This is a genomic window from Lysinibacillus parviboronicapiens (assembly GCF_003049575.1).
Classification (GTDB): Bacteria; Bacillota; Bacilli; order Bacillales_A; family Planococcaceae; genus Lysinibacillus; species Lysinibacillus parviboronicapiens.
The window spans coordinates 1-26,302 of record NZ_PYWI01000032.1 but is presented as its reverse complement, the minus strand read 5'-3'; the positions used below and the strand labels follow the sequence as shown (position 1 = coordinate 26,302).

27 protein-coding genes and 2 pseudogenes are annotated in these 26,302 nt (G+C 36.1%); 9 read left to right on the top strand and 20 right to left on the bottom strand.

Annotated features, from left to right (window positions below):
• Nucleotides 1-388: 388 nt before the first annotated feature.
• Together C9J35_RS19560 and C9J35_RS19555 are read left to right on the top strand one after the other, a co-directional pair.
• Nucleotides 389-2,032, top strand: a complete 1,644-nt coding sequence (locus tag C9J35_RS19560; RefSeq protein ID WP_107926108.1) for a pyridoxal phosphate-dependent decarboxylase family protein — start codon at nt 389-391, stop codon at nt 2,030-2,032.
• On the top strand, nt 2,016-3,713 hold the full coding sequence (locus C9J35_RS19555; protein ID WP_107926106.1) for a methyl-accepting chemotaxis protein: 1,698 nt from the start codon (nt 2,016-2,018) through the stop codon (nt 3,711-3,713). The genes C9J35_RS19560 and C9J35_RS19555 overlap by 17 nt, the downstream gene beginning before the upstream one ends.
• A 76-nt stretch (nt 3,714-3,789) precedes the next feature.
• On the opposite strand, the gene C9J35_RS19550 is transcribed toward C9J35_RS19555, so the two are convergent.
• The 9 genes and pseudogenes from C9J35_RS19550 to C9J35_RS23955 all read right to left on the bottom strand — a co-directional run bounded on the left by C9J35_RS19550 (nt 3,790) and on the right by C9J35_RS23955 (nt 9,802).
• On the bottom strand, nt 3,790-4,728 hold the full coding sequence (locus C9J35_RS19550) for an SDR family NAD(P)-dependent oxidoreductase (RefSeq protein WP_107926104.1): 939 nt from the start codon (nt 4,726-4,728) through the stop codon (nt 3,790-3,792).
• Nucleotides 4,729-4,811: 83 nt separating this feature from the next.
• The gene (locus tag C9J35_RS19545) at nt 4,812-5,381 is read right to left on the bottom strand and encodes a TetR/AcrR family transcriptional regulator (RefSeq protein WP_054768527.1); all 570 of its coding nucleotides are present in this window, start codon (nt 5,379-5,381) and stop codon (nt 4,812-4,814) included.
• A 190-nt stretch (nt 5,382-5,571) separates the two neighbouring features.
• On the bottom strand, nt 5,572-5,997 hold the full coding sequence (locus C9J35_RS19540) for a GatB/YqeY domain-containing protein (protein ID WP_107926102.1): 426 nt from the start codon (nt 5,995-5,997) through the stop codon (nt 5,572-5,574).
• 52 nt (nt 5,998-6,049) lie between these two features.
• A complete protein-coding gene (locus C9J35_RS19535; protein ID WP_107926100.1) occupies nt 6,050-7,504 on the bottom strand; it encodes an Msr family ABC-F type ribosomal protection protein in 1,455 nt (484 codons plus the stop codon).
• A 189-nt stretch (nt 7,505-7,693) separates the two neighbouring features.
• Nucleotides 7,694-8,212 carry a DUF3658 domain-containing protein gene (locus C9J35_RS24610; RefSeq protein ID WP_268807937.1) on the bottom strand — a complete coding sequence of 173 codons (519 nt, stop codon included), beginning with the start codon at nt 8,210-8,212 and terminating at the stop codon, nt 7,694-7,696.
• Nucleotides 8,186-8,539 (bottom strand): annotated as a pseudogene (locus C9J35_RS24350) (DUF1835 domain-containing protein); the annotation flags it as partial. The gene C9J35_RS24610 and the pseudogene C9J35_RS24350, both read right to left, overlap by 27 nt.
• 497 nt (nt 8,540-9,036) lie before the next feature.
• Nucleotides 9,037-9,339, bottom strand: coding sequence for a formate/nitrite transporter family protein (locus C9J35_RS24605; RefSeq protein WP_201262095.1), 303 nt, complete (start codon nt 9,337-9,339; stop codon nt 9,037-9,039).
• Nucleotides 9,279-9,629: a formate/nitrite transporter family protein gene (locus tag C9J35_RS24600; RefSeq protein WP_201262094.1), complete on the bottom strand. Its 351-nt coding sequence runs from the start codon at nt 9,627-9,629 to the stop codon at nt 9,279-9,281. Before C9J35_RS24600 ends, C9J35_RS24605 begins: the two co-directional genes overlap by 61 nt.
• Nucleotides 9,626-9,802 (bottom strand): formate/nitrite transporter family protein, encoded by a 177-nt coding sequence (locus tag C9J35_RS23955; protein WP_201262093.1) that lies wholly within the window; start codon nt 9,800-9,802, stop codon nt 9,626-9,628. Before C9J35_RS23955 ends, C9J35_RS24600 begins: the two co-directional genes overlap by 4 nt.
• A 338-nt stretch (nt 9,803-10,140) precedes the next feature.
• On the opposite strand from C9J35_RS23955, the gene C9J35_RS19520 reads away from it, so the two are divergent.
• Complete coding sequence (locus tag C9J35_RS19520) at nt 10,141-11,136, top strand: PLP-dependent cysteine synthase family protein (protein WP_107926098.1); 996 nt, start codon at nt 10,141-10,143, stop codon at nt 11,134-11,136.
• 49 nt (nt 11,137-11,185) lie between these two features.
• On the opposite strand, the gene C9J35_RS19515 is transcribed toward C9J35_RS19520, so the two are convergent.
• The 3 genes from C9J35_RS19515 to C9J35_RS19505 form a co-directional block, all read right to left on the bottom strand.
• Entirely contained in the window at nt 11,186-12,178 is a 993-nt protein-coding gene (locus tag C9J35_RS19515) for a zinc-dependent alcohol dehydrogenase family protein (protein ID WP_107926096.1), read from the bottom strand.
• 37 nt (nt 12,179-12,215) lie between these two features.
• Nucleotides 12,216-12,626, bottom strand: coding sequence for a GNAT family N-acetyltransferase (locus C9J35_RS19510; RefSeq protein ID WP_107926094.1), 411 nt, complete (start codon nt 12,624-12,626; stop codon nt 12,216-12,218).
• A 119-nt stretch (nt 12,627-12,745) separates the two neighbouring features.
• A complete protein-coding gene (locus C9J35_RS19505) occupies nt 12,746-13,429 on the bottom strand; it encodes a toxoflavin lyase-like VOC family protein (RefSeq protein ID WP_107926092.1) in 684 nt (227 codons plus the stop codon).
• A gap of 310 nt (nt 13,430-13,739) precedes the next feature.
• Here C9J35_RS19505 and C9J35_RS23755 point away from each other — a divergent pair, with 310 nt between their 5' ends.
• The 3 genes from C9J35_RS23755 to C9J35_RS19495 all read left to right on the top strand — a co-directional run bounded on the left by C9J35_RS23755 (nt 13,740) and on the right by C9J35_RS19495 (nt 15,460).
• The gene (locus C9J35_RS23755; RefSeq protein WP_167396013.1) at nt 13,740-13,907 is read left to right on the top strand and encodes a hypothetical protein; all 168 of its coding nucleotides are present in this window, start codon (nt 13,740-13,742) and stop codon (nt 13,905-13,907) included.
• A 215-nt stretch (nt 13,908-14,122) separates the two neighbouring features.
• On the top strand, nt 14,123-14,296 hold the full coding sequence (locus C9J35_RS19500) for a hypothetical protein (protein ID WP_010861235.1): 174 nt from the start codon (nt 14,123-14,125) through the stop codon (nt 14,294-14,296).
• Between the two features lie 297 nt (nt 14,297-14,593).
• A complete protein-coding gene (locus C9J35_RS19495; protein WP_107926090.1) occupies nt 14,594-15,460 on the top strand; it encodes a cation diffusion facilitator family transporter in 867 nt (288 codons plus the stop codon).
• A 271-nt stretch (nt 15,461-15,731) separates the two neighbouring features.
• Here C9J35_RS19495 and C9J35_RS19490 read toward each other — a convergent pair whose 3' ends face one another.
• Nucleotides 15,732-16,286 carry an integrase gene (locus C9J35_RS19490; RefSeq protein WP_107926088.1) on the bottom strand — a complete coding sequence of 185 codons (555 nt, stop codon included), beginning with the start codon at nt 16,284-16,286 and terminating at the stop codon, nt 15,732-15,734.
• 224 nt (nt 16,287-16,510) lie between these two features.
• Nucleotides 16,511-16,813: a KGG domain-containing protein gene (locus C9J35_RS19485; RefSeq protein WP_054768531.1), complete on the bottom strand. Its 303-nt coding sequence runs from the start codon at nt 16,811-16,813 to the stop codon at nt 16,511-16,513.
• Nucleotides 16,814-17,019: 206 nt separating this feature from the next.
• Between C9J35_RS19485 and C9J35_RS19480 the strand changes: the two genes are divergently transcribed.
• Genes C9J35_RS19480 through C9J35_RS19470 form a run of 3 tightly spaced genes read left to right on the top strand, consistent with a single transcriptional unit; the run spans nt 17,020 to nt 18,109 of the window.
• Nucleotides 17,020-17,247, top strand: a complete 228-nt coding sequence (locus C9J35_RS19480; RefSeq protein ID WP_054768532.1) for a spore coat associated protein CotJA — start codon at nt 17,020-17,022, stop codon at nt 17,245-17,247.
• Nucleotides 17,240-17,503 (top strand): spore coat protein CotJB, encoded by a 264-nt coding sequence (locus tag C9J35_RS19475; RefSeq protein ID WP_107926087.1) that lies wholly within the window; start codon nt 17,240-17,242, stop codon nt 17,501-17,503. The genes C9J35_RS19480 and C9J35_RS19475 overlap by 8 nt, the downstream gene beginning before the upstream one ends.
• A gap of 36 nt (nt 17,504-17,539) precedes the next feature.
• Nucleotides 17,540-18,109 carry a manganese catalase family protein gene (locus C9J35_RS19470; protein ID WP_054768533.1) on the top strand — a complete coding sequence of 190 codons (570 nt, stop codon included), beginning with the start codon at nt 17,540-17,542 and terminating at the stop codon, nt 18,107-18,109.
• A gap of 352 nt (nt 18,110-18,461) precedes the next feature.
• Here the strand turns inward: C9J35_RS19470 and C9J35_RS19465 are convergent, their stop codons facing one another.
• The 6 genes and pseudogenes from C9J35_RS19465 to C9J35_RS19440 all read right to left on the bottom strand — a co-directional run bounded on the left by C9J35_RS19465 (nt 18,462) and on the right by C9J35_RS19440 (nt 25,626).
• Entirely contained in the window at nt 18,462-19,265 is an 804-nt protein-coding gene (locus C9J35_RS19465) for a PhzF family phenazine biosynthesis protein (protein ID WP_235616380.1), read from the bottom strand.
• A 473-nt stretch (nt 19,266-19,738) separates the two neighbouring features.
• Nucleotides 19,739-20,508: pseudogene (locus C9J35_RS19460) on the bottom strand (DUF2935 domain-containing protein).
• A gap of 770 nt (nt 20,509-21,278) precedes the next feature.
• Nucleotides 21,279-21,494 carry a hypothetical protein gene (locus C9J35_RS19455; protein ID WP_054768534.1) on the bottom strand — a complete coding sequence of 72 codons (216 nt, stop codon included), beginning with the start codon at nt 21,492-21,494 and terminating at the stop codon, nt 21,279-21,281.
• A 240-nt stretch (nt 21,495-21,734) separates the two neighbouring features.
• Complete coding sequence (locus C9J35_RS19450) at nt 21,735-22,931, bottom strand: Ger(x)C family spore germination protein (protein WP_107926083.1); 1,197 nt, start codon at nt 22,929-22,931, stop codon at nt 21,735-21,737.
• Nucleotides 22,928-24,019, bottom strand: a complete 1,092-nt coding sequence (locus C9J35_RS19445; protein WP_107926081.1) for a spore germination protein — start codon at nt 24,017-24,019, stop codon at nt 22,928-22,930. The genes C9J35_RS19450 and C9J35_RS19445 overlap by 4 nt, the downstream gene beginning before the upstream one ends.
• A gap of 26 nt (nt 24,020-24,045) precedes the next feature.
• Nucleotides 24,046-25,626 carry a spore germination protein gene (locus C9J35_RS19440; protein WP_201262091.1) on the bottom strand — a complete coding sequence of 527 codons (1,581 nt, stop codon included), beginning with the start codon at nt 25,624-25,626 and terminating at the stop codon, nt 24,046-24,048.
• Nucleotides 25,627-26,302 lie beyond the last annotated feature (676 nt).

The following is a 26,302-nucleotide window of genomic DNA, read 5'->3' as shown; positions in this document are numbered from 1 at the left end:
ATAATAAAAACCTCATTAGTAAATAGGCTTCATATGATTTCAGTTAATAATCAGATAATAATATTCTCAATAAAATTATTGTAATCAACTTTGAGTTTAAAACTTATCGTTGGTTTAGAATTAAGGTATCTGAAGTGAGTGTAAGTCGTCGCCCTCCCCTTTTTAAGTAAAAACCGCTACTCCCTCATGCTAAAAAATTTTTTATCATCATTACTGTTCTTTCTAAATCATCCTTCTCTAATTAGTTAGATTATTAAGAAATGTCAAAATTTAATATTTCAGGCAAACATTAATATATTTTCTTAAATAATATGTTATTATAATTTTAGCAAAATGTCCTATTATCCCAGACACACTAGCGAAATATGAACTATAAAGGATGATGAAAATGAAACAAATTCAGCAACTTTTCCAGAGTGAAGATGGAAATATCGAACAAAGAGAGAATTTTCTTTCACTATTAGAGAAAATTGTAACCTCATTAGATAACTTAAAGAATCCCCAAAAAACAACACTTGGCCCGATGAAAGAGCGCTCTGCCAATTTTTATCAAGAATTGATGCAGGACAACCAAGTACCAACATCAGGAGTAGGCCTTGATCAAGTCGTTGACGATTTAACACAACTGATGCAAGGACATCCTTACCATACACGCAACTTTGTTACGAATGTTTTACCAATGGCAAGCATTCCTGGCGTATTAGGTCAGTTTACAAATGCCTTACTAAACGGGAACAATCTGTGGGATGTTTACGGGCCAGCTGCAGCAGAATGTGAGGTTAAGGTTGTTGCGATGATGTCGAAGTTAGTAGGTTATGACTTTACACAAAGCTTTGGTTATACAACTTGGGGCGGACAAGGTGCTGTATTCAGCGGGCTACGACTTGCTATTGCTAAACAATTCCCTCAGGCCAAAGAAGAGGGTGTGCCAAATAATTTATATTGCTTTGCCTCAGAAAATGCTCATTACAGCTTATTAAAATCGATTGAAGCAGTTGGTATTGGTAGCAAGCATTTAATTCGTGTGAAGGCTGGGAAAGATCATTCAATGGATGTTCAAGATTTGCAAGCTCGCATGACAGAGGTTATTGAAAATGGTGGCATCCCTGTTTATGTAGTTGCTACTACAGGTGCTACAGATCAATTCGCCATTGATGATGTACAAGCAATCAAAGAAGTTACGACAAACCTTGAGAAAAAGTACGACTTACAATCAATACATATACATGCTGATTCAGCACTAGGTGGCTTCTATGCCTTCTTCAATGATTACGATTTCAAGAAAAACCCGCTTCATTTTGAAGAGGATGTCTTACAAGGTCTACTACAAATTCATGAGCGTATGCAACATCTTGCCATTGCCGATAGCCTTTGCTTTGACTTCCAAAAGCTTGGACAAACTCCTTATTTAACAAGCTTATTCTTAATAAAAGAAGGTAAAAATTTACGATTACTGGACATCGATGACTTTGATACACCATATGTAGGCAATCGAGGCTATGGTTCATATCATACAGGTTATACATTAGAGTGTTCTCGAATGGGCAGCTCCATTGCAATCTATGCTGCTTTGCAAGCATTCGGAAAAGAAGGCTACCAACAAATCTTAGCTAATTATGTGCGTGTAAATTTAGCCTTCCGTAAGCAATTAGCTGAAAAACTTCCTATGATACAAGTAGTCAATGAAGCAAATATTGGTCCTGTAACAGCCTATCGTTTGTATCCTAAAGACTTTAATTGGGCCTCTGAACAAGCAGGTAGCTATACACAAGATCAGCTAGAATATATAAATGCTATAAACGCTTCTTTATTTGAAATTTTAGGAGAAGGCCGCGACGAAGTATTTTTCGGTGATACAACACGTGTATGTACTGTTAGCGCTAGTGATACTAAACAACAAATACCGGTTGCTGCAGCAAAATTCTTTTCAATTTCTCCTTATACTGAGACGGAACATATTAGCAACATCATCCATTTCTTGCAACAAAAGGTAAAAGTATTGGAGGCATCACAAATTGAGTATAGTCACTAAATTAAAGAGTTCGTTACTCTATAAATATATTGCAAGTTTTACCATTCCAATCGCTATAATATCAGTAATATTTAGCGTTGTATTATTTGCTGTTTCCTATAGAATAATTGATGATTTTGTTATTACACAGTTTGAATCTTCCTTAGAGGTTGTATCTGGTACGATTTTTGATGATATAGAAAAAACTGATGTCATAGCAGCAGATAATGGCAGTCAGGAAAAATATCAAAAAGTATTAGATGATTTAAATAGAACAATCAAAAAGTATGATATAGAAAATGCCTATGTGCTTTCCCGTGCAGAAGGCAAGGAACATATTGTAGCTTTAAGTAATCAAGATAGTTACAAAGCAGATTATGTTTTTGATGATAAAATGCATACTGCTTTAGACAAAGGTAACATTCAAGTTAGTGATATTTATAAAGATGAATTTGGTATCCATAAATCGATTTTTATTCCTTTTAAAGATACGAATATTCTGTTTGGTTTAGATATGGATGCCTCATTCATTTCTACACTTCAAACTCAGACTCTTTGGTTATGTATTATTATGACTGTTATTTTTGTGATATTTGGTATCATTGTGGCTTATTTCATTAGCATTGGCATTACAAAACCAATCAAAAATATGACTGGTTATGTTGGTAAAGTGGCACAAGGTGACTTATCTGTTCAGCCCTTGCAAATCAGTGGCTCAAATGAAATTGCACAACTTTCTAACGGTATTCAAAATATGACCGAGGATTTACGTTCTCTTATCTACCAAATTGGTGAAAATGCTGAGCAGGTAGCTGCAATGTCAGAAGAATTATCTGCTAGCTCGGAGCAAACAAGCGCATCCATTCAACAAATTACCTCTTCTATGCAGGAGGTAGCAGGTGGCTCAGAAGTGCAAACAACTTCCATTGAAGAGGTTGAAAATCATATTACAGCCATCTCCACAAAAATGTCAGAGGTTGTATCCAGCGTCAATGATGTAACGACTAAGGCATTTAGTGCATCCTCTATTGCAGAAAAGGGCAATACAACAATTCAAAGTGCTACACAGAAGATGGATGAAACATCCGATGCAATTCATGCGACTTCAGATGTTGTGAAGCGTTTAAGTTCATACACGAATGAGATCGGCGATATAGTAGCATTAATTACTCAAATTACAGACCAAACGAATTTACTTGCATTGAATGCATCGATAGAAGCAGCACGTGCTGGTGAACACGGTAAAGGTTTTGCTGTTGTAGCTGAAGAAGTCCGTAAACTAGCTGACCAATCTCTAGAAGCTGCTAATAGTATTCGCTCACGGATTGATACGATTAAAGAGGAGTCTACTCAAGCTGTGAAATCCATGGCGATTAGTAGCAGTAATCTTGAAGAAAGTACTACTTCCTTTAATGCTTCAGGCGAAGCCTTTGGAGAAATTTTTTCTCATATTACAGCACTTACCCAAGATATGGACCATGTTAACAACATCATCTCCAATATAAATAACGGGGTTAGCAGTATTGCTAGTTCTGTAGAGCAAGTTGGTGTTGTAGCTGTTCAAGCATCTGGAAATATTCAAAGCGTTGCTGCCGCTTCAGAAGAACAGTCAGCTAGTATCGAGGAAATTACTGCTTCTTCGAATAATTTAGCTGAAATGGCACAACAGTTACGCAATATCATACAAAAATTTAAGCTATAGCAAATAAAATGACTTTGAGCGCATCTGCCAAAGTCATTTTTTTGTTTTCAATGTATTTCTATTGAAAATTGATTTGTTATTGCTCCCTCTCCTTCAACCATAACAATGTCTCTTGAAGCCCTTTCTTATACGGCGTTTGTGGTAAAGTACCTATAGCTTTTTCATATTTTTCCCCACTCAATATGACAGGCTGCTCTGTTAAATACATCATTTCCTTCATTTCCTTCATAAATGGTGAAAAGATGGCTAACAGTCCAATCATTGCTTTCGAAACTGAACGAACCTCTCTCTTGTAGCCAGTAATGTCTCGTAAAATCGACACTAGTTGTTCTCCAGTAATTGTGTGAACAGCTGGCACATGCCAATTTTGATTATATGTGTCTGTCCGTAGAGCAAGTTCAACCATTGCTTTCGCTCCATCAAATGTATAAAGGAATTCTCTCGCCACTTGCATGTTCCCCACATAATTTGCCTTTTTATCTTTTACAACGCTTTTTAACATTCCGTATAAAATTGTATTTTCAGCATTTGGACCATATAAATCAGGCAGATGAACAATTAATGATGGTATATTACTGTCCATTAATGTGCGTTCCATAGCTAAGCGAATTTTTCCTTTTTTCGTTTGCGGGTCTTTCGTTGTGTCTTCTGTAACAACGCTTGTAGTTGGCTCTCCATATGCATATATATTATCTACAAGTACGATTTTCGCCTGTTGTGCCTGTGCAACCCTAATTAGGATATTTAAGCACCGCATATGCTTTTCTTCCCATTCTTGATAGGGAAAGCTAATTGCATGAAAAATAACCTCTACCCCAAGGGAAGCCTTCTCTAGCTGTTCTACATTGAATACATCGCCTGAATAAATTGTCACATTCGGTTGCTGTTGAAAAAGGGCTACCAACTTCTCTTTACCCCTAGCGAAAGCCACTACCTCTATACCTCTCGCAGCTAATTCGTTAACAAGTGCATAGCCCATTCCACCGGACGCCCCCACTACTAATGCTTTCTTCACATTTCATTCCCCCTTTAATTAACCACCGGTCAAATAATGCTAAAAGCAAACTCCAAATTCACATAATCTAGAGCCTACATTCCTTATGTTAATGCTTTGACAAGAAATTTAGCATGTACATTTACAGCTTCTCTTGCTTCCTCATAGTCTTTCACATAATGTCGATAATGTGAAACAAAACCATGTAACGCAATAAAGACAGAATGAATATCTGAAACCAATAATTTATTTGTAGCTAGAGCTTGTAGAGATTGCGCAAATTTTTCATAGCTAAGATTTGCAGCCTCTTGTGATAGACCGTCTATTTCAACATCTCTCACCATAAACATCAATTCATATTGGCTTTGATGATTTAAACCAAACTTCATAAAGCCTATAAATACATTATAAAGTTTTGTTTCATAATCTTCAGTTCCATTCACAGTGTCATCTAAAATTTTATTTAATTGCGTAAAATACGCACCAATAATGACATAAAATAATTCCGCTTTATTTTTAAAATGATAGTAAATTGCCCCATGGCTACAACCAAGCTCTTTTGCGATACTACGCATGGAAACTTGTTGAAAATCTTTTTCGGTAAACTGTTTATGTGCTACTTCTACAATCATTTCTTGCGTCAGTTCATGTGCTGATGGCTTACGTGGTGACATGATACCCTCCCTAACTAACCAGTGGTTAATTAATAGTATAAATTTTTCTCATTTAATTGACAACGAACAAATTAAATTATAATAACAAATATTAGAGAAGGAAGAAGGGATAACCCGCTAGTGTAGCTGGCTATCCCTTGTGTTTGAATGTAAAACTTTATCGTTTCCTGAAGGTGAAGCAATATAGTTGTTAGATTAAACTTTTTACAACTTTTGAAATAACAGCACCTTCTGCTTGACCCGTTAACAGTGGTTTAGCAATTTTCATCGCTTCTCCCATATTCATGCCCGAGATAACTCCCGCTGCCGTTAGTTTTTCAGCAATTTCTACTTCAGTTAATTGTTTTGGCAGGAATGATTTTAGTAACACTAGTTTCGCTTGCTCTTTTTCAATTAAGTCTGCACGACCGGCATTTTGTGCGCCTTCCAATGCCTGATTAGTTTGCTTCACTTCACGATTGATGATGGCAATTTCCTCATCGTGTGTTAGGGCTTCCCCCTTTTCCTTCTCTGCCAAATCTAACGCTGATTTCACAAGAGTTAGCACACCTTTTGCCAATACGTCCTTTTCTCTCATCGCCTTTTTAAGTTGTTCGAAAACTTCAGTTTTTAACATCTTTTTCACTCCTTCTATCCCATTGACTCACTTTTTATTGTAACATTAATGCTTATACTCGTTGTAGCTTTTGAGCGCTTAGTTGAAACTGCATATCCGCAACGTTTTTAATAATTGCTTGATCGTGCGATGCAATAATAACCGTGCCCTCATACGCCATGATGAACTGTTCCAAAGCTTCAATGGCATGAATATCAAGAAAATTTGTAGGTTCATCTAATAATAATAAATTATAATCACCCAAAAACAACTGACAAAGTTGCAAACGAATCGCTTCTCCGCCACTTAATGCAAGAACACTTTTTTGGACATCGGTTCCTACAAATTGCATTGCATGAAGAACACTACGCAGCATCCCCTCATCATAGTCTGAACGCTTCTTCAAAAATTGCAGGACTGTTTCTTGTTGTTCTAATCGATAACTCATTTGACGAAAAATTCCGATTTTAACCTTTGGTGAAATAATTAAACCCTCTCCATAATTCGCCATATGTGAAAGTAATGTACTTTTACCACTGCCATTAGGACCCGTGATGGCAATCGTTTGACCAAGCGGTAATTGGAAGTTGACATCTTGTAGCAGCACCTTATTTGCTACTTGTAGTGTTAAGTGCTGTGCCATAATTGGAAACTTGTTATGCAATTCAAGAGCAGGTACTTGTCTAAAAACAATTTTCTTCTGCTCTTTGACAGTCTCAACTTTTTGTAGCTTGTCTACACGCTTTTCAATAGCCTTTGCTGCTTTATAGACGGCCTTTTGACTTGTACTTTTAGATTTTGTTTCAAACATACGATTGGCCATCGCCTTCGATTCCTTACGCGACAACTTACCAGCCTGTGCTATTTTCTCAGCCTTTTTCATTTTCTCCTGAGCCGCTTTTTCTAGTCGAGCCTTTTCCTTCATAAATTGCTCGTGTGCCTGTTCTTGTTGCTCTCGTTCCAACTGTTTTTGTCGTTTATAATCACTATAGTTGCCCTTGTAAACCCGCACTTTTCCTGATTCGACTTCCCAAATCGTTGTCACCATCTGATCTAGAAATGTTCGATCATGACTAATACATACAAGTGCCCCGTAATAATAGCAAAGCTCGTCTAGTAAAAAGGCAATACCTTGTTGATCTAAATGTGTAGTTGGCTCATCTAATAGCAATGCCTCATAGTAATGTGTGAATAGCTGTGCTAATTTTAGTCTTGTTTGCTCTCCACCACTTAGTTGGTTAGTTTGAGTTGGAACAGCTAATTTGCTAAGCAACGTCCCATCCGCCTCTGTCATTGTAGGTGCTTCGATTTGTTCGATATACCCTGGATTGACGTATCGCCTAACTTGTCCGCGAGTTGGTTGAAGCTTCCCTGCAAGTAATTTCATTAAGGTACTTTTCCCGGCCCCATTATCGCCCACAATACCGATGCGATCAAATTGATGTACTGCTAAACGATCTATTGCTATGATTTCTTTCTCCAAAAATGTCACTTCAATATTTTCTAATTCCAAGCATATTTGTTCCATATTCGCTACCTCCGAAATGTAGTATTTCGTATCGATAGCTAGGATCGATACGAGCTTATTCTGCTAAGCTCGTATTAATAAAACAAAAGCATCATCATAAGTTACCACTCCTTATCTCTATATAAAAGTACTTGTTAGTCATTCTATCTATGATTTTTAGGGAAATCAAAACTTCAGAAAATGAATCTATCAAGTAGCATCCGGCAATCTCACTTCATAATAGCGCATGGCCTTTAAATCCCCTTTATGCATAAAAACACCTTGCTTGATTAAACAGCGTAATCGATATTCAATCCACTCATCTCCTCTATATTGCTCCATATGCCCCATTACCTCGCCAATTAAACGGGCCGATTTTCGAAATTTCTTGTTGCCCTCTTCCTTCTCTAATCGCTTTGCACATGCAATAATAAACGCATCATCACAATCCTCATTTGTATTTTGCCATAGCTCATGATGTTCCCATGACCGAATTAAATAGTCATCATCTGCAAGCATTCGCAAGCCTTCCGCACATAATATTTGTCGTTTCGCCTGCTGTAATGGTCGTAAATCATACCGTTCGTAAAAGCTTAACAAATCCTCTGAACTAACTTCACCAGACGATCTTGGGTAGTTATCTTCCGCTAAATGTGGGAGGCTATAAATTTCATGAAATGCTGTATACGTATCCAGAACAAACACGGGATTTAACTTATTTTCCAACATTGCTAAAACGAGACGTAAACCCGTTTGCTCATGGGCATTTTGACAAGTCCAAATAACGATATGCTGATGCGGGGGAATATTCTTTATTTTTTCCACAATATCGAACATAGAACTTTTATATAATTGTAGCCCATCATCCTCAGAGTTATAGCGTTCTTGGAACCACTCAAATCAAGCCTCGATACCAGAGACCTTATGTAAATCTTTCAATGGACCAATTGAAAAGTTTGTTGGCAGCATAATAATATCTTCCGTATTGGTATAGTCTGTATTGCGAAAAGCAGCTTTTAGACTTCCAGCTGGCGATTCACCAAAAACGATGTGCATCGTTTGCACATCCCTCGTTTTAGGCTTATCCCCGAACTTTAAAATGGATTGTCGTATATCTTGTAACTTTTCTTCATTCAAACTGCTATTTACCAGCAATAACAACAGCATCGATTTTGCATCCGCTTCATTCAACCTTTGAATAGCTTGTTTTAACTGAGTTATTTTTTCCACATCATTCACTCCCTCTATAGACTATATACAGTTCCTATTTTGAATGTAATAGTTTTGGGTTTATCTTGTCATATAATATACCGCTAATCATCCAAGCGACTATAATGATTACATCAGCAAGCAGAGACTTTAAAAGTATCCACTGCACATAACGTTTCAGTAGTTTCCCACCGCCTTAAATGATACAGAATGCAACGGTAAACATAATGGTATAAAGCACTCCTATTGCGATTATTTGCTTGATCGACAGCCTTTTTATTTTTTCCTTATTTCCCAATATTTTATAGCATATCATACAGAAACACATCAATATAGCTAACATTTTAATCCCCTTCACATCTTATGTTCATCCAATACACAATGCCAATGATGGCACCGCCAATGATATTGCCAATCGTCACTGGAATTAAATTAGCTATGGCGCCACTCATAGATACAAGGTCCCCATGTGGCACCATAAGTGCTAGGCTAAAGAGTGTCATATTAGCAATACTATGCTCAAATCCAGACGTAATAAATGGAAAAATACAGCTAAAAATCATCGCTAATTTTGCGATTTCTGTTTTCAATTTATAGTTGCACCATACTGCCAAACAAACAAGCAGATTACATAAAATGCCGCGCATGAAAGCGCCACAAATCCTGCAGTCATCTTGGCCGTTGCCATTTTTTCGATATAAGCTGCCGTATCTCCCATCGCAAGTCCCGCATAAACGAACAACATCGCAGCGAACAGTGAACCGATAAAATTTCCTAGATAACTAAACGTCCAAATACTAATCATTTCTAATGGTGACGACTTTTTTTCTAATGTACTAATCGTCAATACTAAGTTATCTCCTGTAAACAAATTTGCTCCAGCCATCATGACCATACTAAGGGCCACACCAAATGCGAGACCCTGCACAACTTTCATACTGGTACACCTGATGGCTCAAATAAACCGCCGATTGTTACGATGAGTAAAATACCAAAGCCAATAAAGAGCCCACCAAATATGGCTTGCAGTAAATAAGTGCTCGGTCTTTGCTTCATCATCTTAATTTTGGTTTGTGCTATAGTCGTTATTGTAGCAATTGTCTCCTTCATTTGTTGCCATCCCCCACATACACTCAACTCCTCTTATCATAACTTATTTGCTAGTTTTCCAAAATTACCAATCTAATGGTTTTTACGATGATTAACTAAATTTTTATGATTTACTGCTACCTATTGGGCCGATTTATAATACAGGGAAGCATCACAATAAAAAGATAGCCATCTGTGACAGGCAAAAGTACTAACTGTTAGCAATAATTTTTTTCTATCAGCTTTTTTATTCTTTCTATCATGGATTTTCTTGCTCAGCCAAATTAGTCATGATAAGATATCTTCAATTCTTACTATACAGGTATGTTAAGTGGGATAATTAAAAAGGGGATGGTTGGATGAGTCAAATTGTTGCTAATAAAATTAAGCAGTCGATTACAGAATTAGTGGGACATACGCCACTATTAGCGCTTAATCAATACAAAAAAGAACAACAGCTAGAGGCAGAAATCATCGTAAAACTGGAATATTTTAATCCTGCAAATAGTGTGAAGGATCGTATTGCAAAAGCAATGATTGAAGATGCAGAAGCTCGTGGTCTTTTATCGAAAGATAAAACAATTATCGAGACGACAAGTGGCAATACAGGAATTGGATTAGCAGCAATTGCAGCGGCGAAGGGCTATAAATTACGCATTTATATGCAGGATGGTGTGAGCGAAGAACGCACAAAAGTAGTAAGAGCATATGGTACTGAGGTAGTGCCATTTTCGGATGTTCCAGAAATGGTAGCTGCATTTGAAGAAACTGAAGGCGATTTTGTGGAAACAATCAAAGTTTTTAGAGAAATCGTTGTAGAGCAAGAAGAAAATGTTGTCTTTCTAAATCAATTGGACAATGATGTCAATCCAAACATACACAAACTAACAACTGGACCAGAAATTTGGGAAGATACTGCTGGTCAAATTGATATTTTCGTTGCCTCTATCGGTACAGGTGGCACGATTAGTGGTGCAGGCGCTTTCTTAAAATCCAAAAATCCAGCCATTCAAATTATTGGTGTAGAGCCGGCCGTAAATTCCATCGCTACGGTGGAAAATCCTGATATCGTTGAAATTACAGGTGTTCATCGTTTCTCTGATGCTGATGCAGCTCGTGTCCCCTCAAATGTCCATCTTGAAATTATTGATGAAGTGCTTGAAGTGGAAACTGCACAAGCTTACGAGGCAGCACGGGCCGTTGCGAAAACAGATGGTATATTAGTTGGCACGTCCTCTGGTGCTGCTTTATATGCAGCAACATTACTGGCTCAGCGGCCTGAGAACAAAGGGAAACGTATTGTTGCTATCCTTCCTGATACGGGGTTACGCTATTTATCGACCGATCTATTTTAATGCTAAAAACGAAGGAAGATAATTTACTTCCTTCGTTATTCTACAGCACTTAATAGCTCGTTAAAAATATTTTCCCCTTAGTTTTTTTAGGAGATTCAAGTACATCTATAGCTTTGTGAATGTTTAGTAGATCATATTGTGCATCCATCTCCAGCATCATTAATTTCTGTTCTTCCACAAGTGTTATTAGCTGTTGAAACGTTTCTTGCCATTTTACTGTTGATACCTGGTTATTCCAATGTCGTAAATGAAACATATTTGCCCGAACATGGGCAACATTAACAATATTTCCCCAATTTACTTGTACGCCCGATAAAAGACCAATTGTTAAAAAATTACCACTAGGGCGTACGCAAAAAGCTAGATCATTGCTCGCCGAACCACCAATGGAATCTATGGCTGCATCTGCACCTTGGCCATTTGTTATCTCCATAACAGTTTCACACAAATTCACTGTTGAGGTATCTATTACATACGAAGCACCAAGCTGCAATAAATCTCTCGTGTGTTTAGGATTTCGTGTTACGGCAATCAAATGAAAGCCAATTATTTTAGCTAATTGAGCAAAAATATGTCCAATCGCAGACCCACATGCATTCACCAATAAGATATCCTTAGGTGTTAGTTTTAAAACTTCCGTACAGATCACCCAAGCCGTCATTGGGTTAATGTACATCTGTGCGGCCGTAAAATCATCCATTGAATCAGGTATAGGCACTGCGAATTCAGCTCTTGTCTGAACAAGCTCTTGCCAAGTGCCTTCACCGCGTAATGGTAACACACGCTGTCCAAGCAAATTTTGTGAAACAAGTGGGCCTACCGCTTCTACAACCCCCACTCCTTCATAACCTGGAGTATTCGGTAAAGCAATGCGATGAGCATATTTACCCCAAATCGGTATCAAGTCAGAAGGATTTATAGGACGTGCTAACATACGAACAAGGATATCGTGATTTTTCGGCGGTTTGATGGTTTTGTTTTCAAATTTCAGTACATTTTTAGGACTACCAAATTCATAAATCTTAATACATTTTGTCTTCAAAACGTTTAACCCCTTTTATAAAGTTTATGTGTGCATTTTAATCATAAAAAACCATCATCCCTGGCGCATCTAGATCACGTTCAGTAAAACCAAACTGTTGATAAAAGGGTTGTTTGCCTTTCGCACAAAATAATTGAACCCATTTTATGTTCTCTTGCTTGCAATGCGCCAATAAAGATTCCATTACTTGTGAGCCAATCCCTTGTCGTTGATAATCGGGATGTACCATAACATCACAGATAAAGGTTTGATAAATACCATCCGAAATAATTCTTCCATAGCCTACTAAAGTTATACCATCGTAAATTGATGCACTAAACCAGCTATTGCAAATTGCTTGATACAATTGGTCATAAGTATAAAGCCCTTTTACATTCCAGCCAGTTGTTTGATGTAAATTTTTATACTCTTCAAAGGAAGGATTTGATTTACATAATTCATACTTCATAGTATCTCCCCATCTCTTTTTGTATAAATATACATTTCGATATATATTAACACAACAAAAATTAAGGAAATTTGGCTAAAATAACATGACTAGAGGTTAGGAAAACGACATTGTTAAAATTATAGTTTTAATATCATAAATTCCCCATGTTCTGTCATGTTTAATTGCAACGCACTATTCACTTCAATGGTGAGTGGACTGACAATTGCATCTTTATTTGAAAAATACCAATTCCGTTTACTAGGTCCTAATAAAATATTTGCGCCATCCTGATAATTCCCTATAAAAGTAAGTGCGTCTGTACGAATTTCTTCACCAAAGCAAGGTAAGATACCATATTCCATTATGCGAGCCGCGACTGCCTGTATAGAATCTGTTGTTAAATTTATTTCCCCAATATTAAGTAAATGTTCTGATGAAAATGAATCACTATCATTTTTAGGGTTTACTTCACATCTTGCAATAAGCTCTACCACATTCCCCTCTGGATCATAAAAATAAAGAGAATGTGCCTTTAGTGCTTCAAAATATACTTCATCCTGTTGATCTAATTGTAAAACTTCGAGTCGTTGCTTTACCCAATGCTTTGCTTGCACAAATAAATTGCTCGGAATATTAAATGCAAAGTGATATTGCTTTTGAATCGCAGTAGGAATCCATTCAAATGTGAGAATGCTTTTGCCAACTGCTATTTCAAAAAAACTATCATTGCTCGTTAACAATACCAAACCTAATTTTTCACAATAAAATTTTTTCATGTTGGGTAAATCATATGCGAATAACTTCACCTTGGTAATCCTCATCGACTAATCTCCTTTGCCATTGCCATCTATATCTATTACTATACTGAACAATCCCCATTCGTACCTCATGCAAAAGCATGAAGGTAACCGGTTATTTTTGTATGAGGCGAGATTCGCAAGCTATTTCACACTATAGCTACCCACGATTACCTTTGCTATTGAGTGATTATATTCCCTAATATTATGTAATTCGTTCTCTTCTTGGACTAGATTAAAAATACTGCTATCTTTTGTAGCTAAACGTTTTACTTAGAGCCCTCAAAATTGCCTATAACGAAGATTTAAAAAGATGTATAAATGGAGTGATGAAATGAACATAAAAAAATATTTGCTGAGCTTTAATTTTGGCTATGTGTTAGCGCTCATTATCGTATTCTTCCTGTTTGATTATTTTTCATGGTCGTTTGCAGTTGGCTCATTACTTGGAATAGGTATATTTGGCTTGCTTATTAAGATACTGACAAGAAGAAATCATTAAAGTATGTAGCCGGACTTTTAAAATCAACTTCTGATGTACTTTTATTCACATACCCTCACTATTGAATGTCATCTTGGAAATAGCTTATTATGCTTTTTCAAGTTTCAACACGATATTAATTTTACACTTTCACAGCTTTGCATATTTTTTATGTGTCCGGCCAAATTAAGTGTGGTGACATTTCACCAATTACTAACTACAATGGAGGGATTTTTATGAATATTCGTGAAGGTTTAATCCCAACTGTATTAGGTTCAGCTGTTACTGCAACTGGGTACATTTTGAAACAGAAACATGGTTCTAACAAAATGTTTGCCAATACTATTTTTGGATTTGGCCTAGCCCACATAGTATTAGGTGCAATTGACCTTGTAGAGCATCGTCGTTAGTAGGAGAGAGCGCAAAAGTTTGCGCTCTTTTTTATAGCGTAAAGATTCAGCTATTTTTATTTTCGCTAAAATAGGGCTTTTTTGCTCCATTTCAACAGAAAATACTGCCCCATTACGTCCAAACGTTTCGCTCTGTAAATAACACACTAAAATCCTCCCTAAGTGGTTTCTATTTTTGCTTAGGGCAACTCTTTTTCTCCCCCCTAATTTACTAGTGAGCAGGCAAAAACGTTGCCATAGACCTACACGATATTGACCTGTTATCATAAGTTTAGATTTTTTAGGGAGTGAATTATTATGAATTCTTCAAAGGTTGCTTTTTTATCAGTTATAAGCAATTCTCTTGTAGTGATACTTAAAATTATTGTCGGACTTATTACTGGTTCGGTTGCTATTTTATCGGAAGCTATTCATTCATTTTTGGATTTAATGGCCTCGTTAATCACTTTTTTCTCAGTTCGAATAGCCAATAAACCGGCAGATAAAGAACACCCATATGGACATGGTAAAGTCGAAAATATTTCTGGTACAATCGAAACCCTATTAATATTTGTAGCTGGGATTTGGATTATATATGAATGTATTCACAAGATGCTTGCACCCTCTCCAATAAAACTCCCGCTCCTAGGTATTGTTGTTATGCTATTTGGAGCTATCATAAATATTTTTGTTTCAAGAATTGTCTATAGAACTGCTAAAAGAACCAATTCCGTAGCCATGAAATCCAATGCACTACACTTACTGACAGATGTCTATACTTCGTTGGGCGTCGCTTTTAGTCTACTAGTAGTTCATTTGACAGGATGGTATATTTTAGATCCCATCATCGGTATAGTGTTAGCATGTTTTATTATGGTAGAAGCTTTTAAATTAATGAAAGAATCTTTCCCCCCATTACTGGACGCAAGATTATCCGCTGACGAGGAAGAAAAAATCATGCAAATTATTGAATTATATAAAGAGGAGTATATTGAGTATCACGATTTCCGCACTAGACGCTCCGGCGCTGAGGAGTATATCGATTTTCACTTAGTTGTCGCCTCAAATAAGGATATAAAGACCGTTCATGAACTCTGTGACCGTATAGAAAACAAAATTCAACATCATTTTCATAAAGCCCATATTTTAATACATATGGAACCAGAAAACGAAAAGTTAAATTAAAAATTTGCCTCTTTACATTTTGTCATAAAAAAACTACACCTCAATGGTTAGTGGTGTCTAACAATTGGGGTGTAGTTCAATTAGTGAGAAACTGACTTTTCTGTTAGAGCTAAGTAATTTCTCGACATATCTCCTTACTGCATCGTTCCGCTGTTGATATAGTTAGTCTATTGAAAGATTGCTCCATTTTTGCTCGTTTAAGTGACGAACCAAAACATCTATCTCTCCAAAAATAGGAATCTCAGGATTTGAATTACTATTGCATTGCTTATTATGCTAACTGTAAAACTTTATGATTAAATAGTTCGTTATATAAATTTAGATCTTCCTGATAGAGTTTTCTATAAGTTGAGAGGCTATGAGCCTTTATGACCTCAAATTCGTTCATATCTACTAGATGTACTTCTTTATTAAGCTGCTCTGCGTTGTCCCATGCAGTTTCTTCAAATTTAATATTCATTATATGTTCTTCTAAAATCATAGTTAAAAGTCTATCATTATTATAAATTTCTTTAAATGAATATTGCTTCTTCATCTCATATATTTCAAGTGTTCGTATCAGCGATTCTTGTAATGCTTGACGGTCAATGGCATGGCCTAATTCATGCAAGGTAATTGTTTTAATGTATACCTCAAGTGGAAGCGGTAGCAATATTTCTTTATGGGCTTCGATAAGCCTTTTTGAATCAAAACTAACATAGTCCCCAATAAAATTATAACTCATATTTATGCCGGAATTATCTTGTTTTAATGTTATATTCATGCCAACATCAGACAATACAGATAATATCAAATCATAAATGCAGTCCACTGTATATTTTTTCATTATTTAATTTCTTCCTCATTTCTCTTGATAATACTGTGATGAAATAACAAAATATTACTAAAGCTGATTTAATATATACTAATTTTTATGTAAATTCAACTTTTTTATTCTTTTTCATCAAGAGTGAATAAGGTATTATAAAATGCAAAAAAGGTGTTTGTAGTTATTAACTACAAACACCTTTTTACAATAGTTCTAGCATCCTCATACAATATTAAAAATTCTTAATTATTATCGTTACTGCGACGATTACGACTCTCGCCGCCTTTTCGTCCTGATTCAGTCATATTTCCATTGGTATTGTTTGCACGTTGATTAGCACGCGCTTCTCCACCCTTGCGTCCAATCTCTTCATAAAATTCATGATCATGATTCTTAGAAGTGGCTTCCCCACCCTTACTTCCAATTTCTTCATAAAAATCACGACCATGATTGTTGGAGGTAGCTTCTCCGCCTTTACGTCCCGCTTCTTCGACAGTCATGTTTTCATTGTTGTTTCTGTTGCGATTGTTCTGCTTGTTAGCCATTATTAATTCCTCCTAATATTTTTTTGAGCTGTTTGACTAGCTCACTATTTATATTCCCAATTAATAGAACACTAAACATTTATTTTTAAAGACCTGTTTTGCGACTTCCTCATTGAACCAATGTCGATTTTTCAATATGGACATGAATAAAACATGTTATTCATATACTCAATTGATGTATTTGAAAATAGAAAGGGGGATTTTCTATGTTTACTCAATATAAATATTGGAGACCTTATATAAGCCCGTATGATCCATGTAAGCCTATAGAGGTTAAAAGTTATGCCACGCCTCCTCAGCTTTATTTAGGATTCCAACCTTACGGGCTTCCACAATTCAGTTCACCAAAGGAGGCTTTAAAGTTCGGCACTTTGTGGCCACAACTTTTTAGCCCCTACCCAGATCCGCATAAAGGAGTGGATAAACGTGACTAAGAAAATGCCACCTGAGTTTTATCAGCTCTTAGAGGAAATACAGGCCATTGATTTTGTAATAGTGGAATTAAATCTTTATCTAGATACACATCCTCATGATTATGAAGCTATCAATCAATTTAACGAAAATGCGGAAAAAAGTATGAAATTAAAAATTGATTTCGAGCAAAAGTTTGGACCTCTTATGAATTTTGGGAGAAGTTTTTCCAATTACCCTTTTAACTGGATCGATACGCCTTGGCCGTGGCAAGTGTGAGAAGTAATTTGAAAAGCTGGATAGGAGGAATCGTTAGTGTGGTATTATGAAAAGAAGCTTCAATATCCTGTGAGAGTAAGTACATGTAACCCTATGCTAGCCAAATATCTAATTGAACAATATGGTGGTGCAGATGGGGAACTTGCTGCTGCTCTTAGGTATATGAATCAACGCTATACAATCCCCGATAAAGTTGTTGGCCTACTAACTGACATTGCTACAGAAGAATTTTCCCACCTTGAAATGATTGCAACAATGATATACAAACTTACAAAGGACGCAACGCCACAGCAAATTAAGGAAGCTGGTCTTGGTGACCATTATGTCAATCACGATAAGGCATTGTTTTATCAGAATGCAGCAGGTGTTCCATTTACAGCGTCCTATATCCAAGCTAAAGGAGATCCAATTGCTGATTTATATGAAGATATTGCAGCAGAAGAAAAAGCTCGTGCCACGTATCAGTGGATAATTGATTTGTCTGATGATCCCGACTTGAATGATAGCTTGAAATTTTTACGAGAAAGAGAAATTGTACATTCTCAACGCTTTAGAGAAGCTGTGGAAATATTAAAAGATGATAAGGATAAGAAAAAGATATTTTAATAACAATGAAAGAATAACTTTCGTTTAAGAAGATCAGGCTCCCAAATGAGTACTGATCTTTTTTACATATATCTTTGTTTAATAGTTCTTGGTCTAGTTTAAAAATTCAGGTCATTTTTAGAAACAGATGTTGCCTATTCAAATGCTGCCCGCTCAGCATTTGAATGTCCGATTGCCAAGACAATGTCCTCCTTTATAACCCTTATACTGTTTTTGAGTCATCCATCTTCAGAACCGACATGAAGATTGTTATAGAATACTAACTTTGATGGCAAGCCGGAGCCGAAAAAACTATCAATAAAATTATCCCCATCACGTAGTGGACTTTTCACAGCTTTTTCAACTTTAAGGTTTATATTAATATTTCCCCCGCTAATATCAGAACCGCTGAACCTGCAATAGCTACATCGTTTACTTTTGGTGTAACATATAATAACCCACCACGTTTTGAGAGCTGTTTGCTAACGATACTTTCTTTTGATAATTTCTTACACCAGTAAGGCCCTAACGCACCATGAGTAGAACCATTTACATGGTCTTCATCAATGCCCTGTGCTGGAGAAAAAAATCTAGAAACAATATCGATGCCCTTCTCTTGAGACATGCTCGTAATACACACGCCGCGCACTGGAAAGTGTTTCATGGCAGGAAAATCAGGTTGAAAATTTGCAATATATTCTTCATGACTTAGTTCCACGATATAATCCAAGTCTGTTTTCCCTACATATGTCGGTTTTGTGCCAAGCCATTCTTCAAGTTCATAGGGACATTCAATCTCTTCTAACTGATACTTCTTAATCGTTATTTCAACCATTTCATTAAACCAATTTGCCTGCAAGGACCCACTTACAGTCTGGAATGTAATAGAAGATTCTACTGGCAAAATTCCTTGGTGCCAGAGTAGAAAAGCACCAGCTATTGTTCCGTGTCCACAAATTGGGATTTCCATTTCTGGCGTAAACCATCTAAGAAAAAAGACATTATCCGCCTTTTGAATAAAAGCTGTTGTTGGTACAGGTATCTCTTGAGCTATTTTCTGCATGGTCAACGCAGGAATTATTGACTCTAGTAAACATACGGCTGCTGGATTTCCCTTGTAAAGTTCTGTAGTAAAAGAATTGACGATAAAATATGAAACTTTGTCCAACTTTCTCACCTCATTTTTCATTACTAATTATTAGTATAGATGTATTAGACCATAAAACAATAATCAAATTACTAAAGTTTCACTTACAGTCGAGAGAGAAATCAAAGCTATAAAATCGCTAGAATATTGTCAAAAGAACACCAAGAATTACTAAATTAGCATTCTCTGCAATTTACTCAAGCAGTGTGTTAATTGAAAGTGGTCAAGCTTTTTTAACTGTTCAAAAAGGCACACAGCAGGTCACAATTTCTGAAAACCGTTCTATTCATTGAACGCACAAGTAAGCACATGATACTGCCGAAAGGTTACACGGATATATCCCGAACGACATAGAGAAAAGCGCGCAAACAGTCATCAAATAACCTGGGATTCACTATAAATGAGCACCTGGTTATTTGATGACTTACAGTAAGGCTATCTGTGTTTTTAATGCTATATTTGCAAAGCAGTCTATTCTAAAGATTTCTTTAAAGTTTGGAACTTTATACTTCTCCACCACTTGCATGGGCAAGCTTCATTAAATAATACTGTTCCTCCCTCCACATATGATCTGCCATTGGAGCTGTGAATGTTCCTAATACTTCAGCGCTTAGGTCCATTTCCTCTAACTCCTGTAAAAAGGCTTTAAATAAAGTCATTTCGATCTCTACATCTTTATTAAAGCGTGTTAATGCAGGAAATGACTGGATATTGGAACGTAAATAACCCGTTAACTCTACTGCCTTTAAATAAAATTGTTCGAAATGTTGGGCAAACGTATTACTCTTTTGTTTCAGTCTTTTTTCTACTCCATCTAACTCATCATTGATGACACCAGCATGTCCTGATGCATCTAAAAGCCAGACTAAGTGATGATGTAGTTCATGAAAATAGGGGGGATTTCACCTTTTTTCAAATAGCTGAGAACATTTTGATACTCCTCTAATTCATTGACCATATGATTGACAAAGGTAGGCGTTAAATGTATACCAATTTTCCCTGATAATTGGCGTCTAAGAATATGAAACTTAAATTGCTTGAACTGTTCAACAGTCTCATCAACAGTAAGTGCAAAGGTAACGGCTACATCGGAAGCATTCAGTGTATTCGCAAAAGCGAGTAACTGGGCAAATTGATGAATAAATGAATTTGCTGTGTTAATATCCTCCACCTCTGATGGATACAAAGAATCATGAATAAATTGACCATGGTCTTTCAATATTTCTAACCAAAACTTATGTTCAAATACTGCATGCTGTACATAATTTGACAACCATTCTCATCCCCTTTCATTCTTACGTCCTTCCATTCTATTCTTCTTTAAATTCTAATATTAACCAAGGCGAAATTATGTTAGGATTTTTGTAATGATAACAACCTAGGCAATAGTATTCCATTCCGCTCAAGAATGGCATTATCTATACTAGTTTTGAAGAGATGGAATAAGCGATTGATAGGATTACAAACAATTAAGGGTAAATTTAGATGTAGTTCGCTCACCTCCTGAGAGCTGCACATAAAAGAAAAAACAGAATGGAAAATCCAATCTAGATAAATGGGGTGGCTTTTTTATAAGGAGGCAGCATAATGAGGTATATAGGGTTTATGATAATTTGGTAGTTTACTAAAAGGCATAACGATCGATGATGCTATGATGAAAAATTTAGTTTTGAGAATTAGTGGTGCTATTTCCCTCTTTATTGGAGCTAATACGCTTCATAGACAAATTCCCCAAGGCAAATTCAAAAAAGACCAAGACTCAGTCAAATTATGAGCCTTGGTTATTTATATTTTGCTAATCTTTTCTAGACAATTTTATAAGTTGTCCACTTTCAACCAACATCGATTCATACATTCCATGTGCTTGTTTAAATACCAAGACTTTGTTGTTTCAAGTATTCGTATTGTTTTTACTTCTTTAAACTCTAGTTAACATTTCCAAGTATAAATTAAATTCTCTAGATAATACTAAATAATAAAATGCCTATATAAACGATTTTCCTATTCACTTTTAGGCGCTTATTTCAATAAGCATTTGAGTATTCAAATGCCATTCTGAGTTGGAAAATTACCGGTTAAGGGATTGTTAGCAACAGCTTGTAAATGTTGATTCATACGAGTAATTGGTTCTTCTTGTGTGTACCGTGAGTTTAATTCGTTAAAGTTTTCTTTTGTTACTTGTGGAAAAGTACCTTTCTTTACCCCTTTAACTACATAAAAAACAGCTATTCCTATTATACACCATGTTATAAACCTCATTAAGTAAGCTCCTTCCTTTTACTCTAAACACTTTTAGTATTGGGAATCAGATAGAGATTATACTGAGAATAATTTTCCTACCGGATAAATGAGTTAAGAATATTGGAGTACAGTGGAATTACTTACTTTTTCAATAAAGAGAAATTGGTCACCACATTACTACCTCACTTCATCATCAAGCTACAAGCCAGAATACATTAATCATAATCGACTAATGTCATGTTACAATATTATAAGGTCTTAATAACCTGACGTCCCATAGTCTTTGATGGTTAATTTCACCTTACACTTAATTGGAACCTCACTAAATGTTTGATCCCAATCTTTTTTAACTTTTTTCCATACTTTAGGGTACTCTATTCTCAACCTGTTTCCAAATCCAGAAACGTCTACTTGATATTCTTTTTGGATTTTATCTAATGTATTCTTCACCAACTGTTCCACTTCTTTTTCGCTAACTTTTTCTGCCCTTTTGAGAAATTCATTATTAAATGGTTTCTCTGAGAGAACCCAGTGTTCAGCAATTCTTCCCTCAGATTCAATATTGACATCAAATGAGATATTGTCCCCATCTACATGAGGTATAATTTTACTTTTCATTGATAATACCTCGTAAATAATTGGTTGGTCTGTTTCTTCATCCAAGCTTTTAACCAATCCGCCTTTCCCTTTCCCGGTGATCCACGTTATACCCTCTAATTCCTTATTATTTAAAACACCGATTAGTTTCTTCGTCTTTCCTTCAATTACGGCAGCTCCTGCAAATTTCACTTCTCCTTTCTCTGACACAACGTTTTGCAAAAGAAAACTAGATCCTGAATGTAATTTCCCGTCTAATTTCGCAAATGTCATGGGAGGCAAAATTTTTGTGGTTCTTTCGTAACCTTTTATAATTTCTACGAGTTGGAAAGCTGGAATTTCAACTGTTTCTTTCGATTCTAGCGTGTCACTCGCTCGGTTTTTCGCAATTAGGATTGTACTACTTGGTCTTATCTCTAGTTCTCTAAGAAAAAAATCCAAAAGCTGTTGCATATTCACAGTACTTGCAAGATCCTCTCCGATGACTAGTACTTTTGAATGTTCAGCAAAAGCACGTTTGTCTATTTTCAATATCATATTTCGTAAGGTCGGGAGTATTGCATCTCCTGTTTCAGAAACGTTTTTGTAAGCTTTTTGTTGTGTTGAGCCTTCTTTTGCTCCAGTACCGATAGTCTCTGAAGTAACAAACTGATTGGTTATAGTTATCAGATCTCTGTTAGAATACTCGCCATCTTGTTCCTCCCAAGAACCCCCATCATTTTCTATATCCAACGCTGTGCCAACAATAAGACCTAAATCTTCAATTTCTTTACTGCTCCAGCATCCAGTAAGTAGAAGAATCATCAGAAATAAAAGCAAACCTAGGAGGAGCCGTATATTATAATAATTTAGTTTCATACTTTTCGACCCTTCAATTTTGAAATTAGCAGTAACATTAGTGGTAGTACACCAAATAAAAATAATGCGATATTACCAATCATATCTCCAAATTTAAATAAGTCATTGATATTTTTTGGAATCATAGCAATGATATAAATAATCGGTAGCAAGCCATACATAAATGGATGAATATTTTTTTTGAAGAGTTGAGCCAGCCCTAAAGAAGCTGCATAAAAGGTGATAGTAAAGGTAGCAAATATTTGCATAATCCAAATCACAAGTAAAAAAGACTCAAAGCGTTCAAAAATCAATCCGGGTATTTCAAAACTTCGCATAAGTTCAAGCGTCGGCCATGTTTTCATAACCACTCCATCGATTGATAAGGCTCCTATCACCATTACAACTGTTATGACGTAAAATATTAAAGGGATGGATAATCCAACTAGAACTACTTTCACGGCTTTGTCCGGCTTCTTCATAAACGCTACAATGAGTAGCATAATTTCAGGGCCTAAAAATGCAAGTGTAGCTGTCTTTATTCCCTTTAACACTGGTAACATTCCTAACCCTAGTACTGGGCGGACATTATCTATTTCAAATATTCCTAAGCTCATAAAGGTTACAATCAAAAAAATGACAATCGTAATAGGGAATATAATCTCAAACAGTCGAGCAATCGGGTTTACTCCACCAATAATCAAATAGAGTCCTACCCACATAAAAGGCATGATAATAGCCCAAGTAGGGGTGCCTTCCAGTAAAAAAAGACCTGTTACTTCCGCCATTGTTCTAACTTCAAATGCTGAAATTGTAAAAAAGTAAACTATAATAAGTAAACTAAGAACCCTTCCCATCCATTTTCCCACGATATCTTGACTGTATTGATAAAAAGTTTTTTCCGGGAACTGTTGGCTTAATTTCACGATAATTACCCCGACAATCATCGCTATAAGTCCTCCTAAAAATACACTAATCCATACATCCGGTGTTTTGACTTGCTCTACAGATGTGCGGGGTAGAGTCAGAATTCCAGTTGCAAGTATATAATTAACGAGGATAACTAATGCTTGGGAGGTAGTAATTTTGTCATTTGAACTGATTAGCATGATTGGCTTATTTCCTTTCATAGTGATTAATCTTTACGAATAGAATCTTTCGTATGCAGCATCTTCGGACGACGTTTCATCATCATAAGTGGCATGCGAACCATAAAGTCTTTCCAATCACTTGCTCGATAAGGAACCGTAGGGCTTACATAAGGTACACCAAAACTCTTCAATTTCACCAAATGGCTGCAAAGGAAGAGGAAGAATAAAACAACTCCGTATAATCCAAACATAGTAGCGAAAAACATAGCTCCAAAACGAAGCATACGTAATGTAATCCCTGCACTGTATTGAGGGATGGCAAAGGAAGAGATGGCAGTTAAAGCAACTACTATCACCATAATTGGGCTAACAATCCCTGCTTGCACTGCAGCTTCCCCAATGACTAATCCACCGACGATCCCCATTGTTGCGCCAATGGGTTTAGGCAAGCGAAGACCCGCTTCCCTCAAAATTTCGATTGCTACTTCCATTATCAGTGCTTCTATTATGGCAGGAAACGGAACACCCTCCCTTGTTCCCATCATAGAAAATGCTAATTTGGTTGGAATCAATCCCTGATGAAATGACACAAACGAAATATACAAGGAGGGTCCTAAAAGCGAAATAGCGGCTGCTAGATAACGTAATAGGCGGATAAGGGAACTAGGTAACCAACGCTCATAATAGTCTTCTGGTGATTGCAACAGCATGCTAAAAGTAACTGGAACGATCAATGCAAAAGGTGTTCCATCCAACAAGACTGCTACTCGTCCTTCCATCAAGGCACCAAAAACACGGTCGGGGCGCTCTGTATTCTGTACTTGTGTAAAAGGACTAAGGTAATTATCTTCAATTAATTGTTCTACATAGCCTGATTCTGGAACATCATCAATATTTATTTTTTTAATTCTTTTCTTAACCTCTTCGACCAAATTAGGATCAGCAATCTCTTGCATATAGACGATAACAAGTTCTTTCTTTGTACGTCGTCCTACTTGAAAATTGATAATCGATAAGTTTCGAGTATCACCATGTTGTCGTAAAAGAGCAGTATTATCACTCAACGTTTCTGTAAAACCAACTCGCGGGCCTCTAACTAATGCTTCTGAAACTGGTTCTTCAATATTTCGCGATTTCCCTTTGGTTGTACCTAGAATTAGCACAGTCGACATTCCATCAACTAACAGTGCAGTTGAGCCTGTCAATACTTTGGACACTAAACCTTTTAAATCATATACTTCTGTTAATTCACTAATGGAAAGTACTTGATTTTTAATAAGCTCTTTTGAAACGGCCCCTTTCACAAATGATGGATCATCATAGGATTTTTCAGAAAAACTCAACATAAGTGATTTCATAATATGGTTGTTAATAAGCTCTTTATCTGACAGCCCATTAACAAAGATGATTACCGCATGAACACCTGTGTTCCCTATTTGAAATTCCCTAAATTGCACATCCCAGTTGTGACCAATTTCTTTCCTCACAAGTTCCAGATCAACGGTATAATCGCCCGTAAATTGATTTGATGACTCATTTGATGACTCTTCCGCATACTTTAATGCATTTTCTTTTTGGTTTTCAAAATCAAGTTTTTGTTTGATCTTTGATTTCCACCATTTCATATTTATCAATCTTCCTTTGATGTACTAATCCAATTAAACACTCTTGAAATAATGTAAGGAATGAAAAATACAATAAAGCCCTGCATAAATACTTTCCATTCTGGAAAGTAGGAAACCAATATTCCCCACATTTAAATCCCCCTTAAAACCCAAGTCTTCACATTAAAAAGTGTTAGTTTCCAATTATCAGCATGAACTTCTACTTTATAATTCCATCTTTATCTAAGTAACAAAATTTTAAACTCAAACCTTAAATACTTTACTGCCCTATTTAAATGTTCTTTGAAGTAGAAAACATGTAACTTACTTATCACAAATTTTGTAGAGTTTTCTAGAACTCTTTATCGATACAACCAAAGACATGAAAAAAGTTCGAATCAAATGTTAGAATTACATAGTTCAACTTTATTGGCAACTTCACAGAGAAAATCCTAATTTATAAAAGATTCATTAATTCAATCCAGTAATTAACAAATCAAAAAAAGACCAGGTACTCACAGTGATATGCTCCCTATTAGGTAGACAGATTAAAAAATAAAATCTGTTTACCTAAGGGGAGCATTTTTATGGGGCGAAGTAAACATTCACTCGAGTTAAAACTACATATCCTTCAATTGTACGAAGAAGGTCACTATTCAATCAATGAATTGTGTGAAAGGTTTTCATTAGATCAACA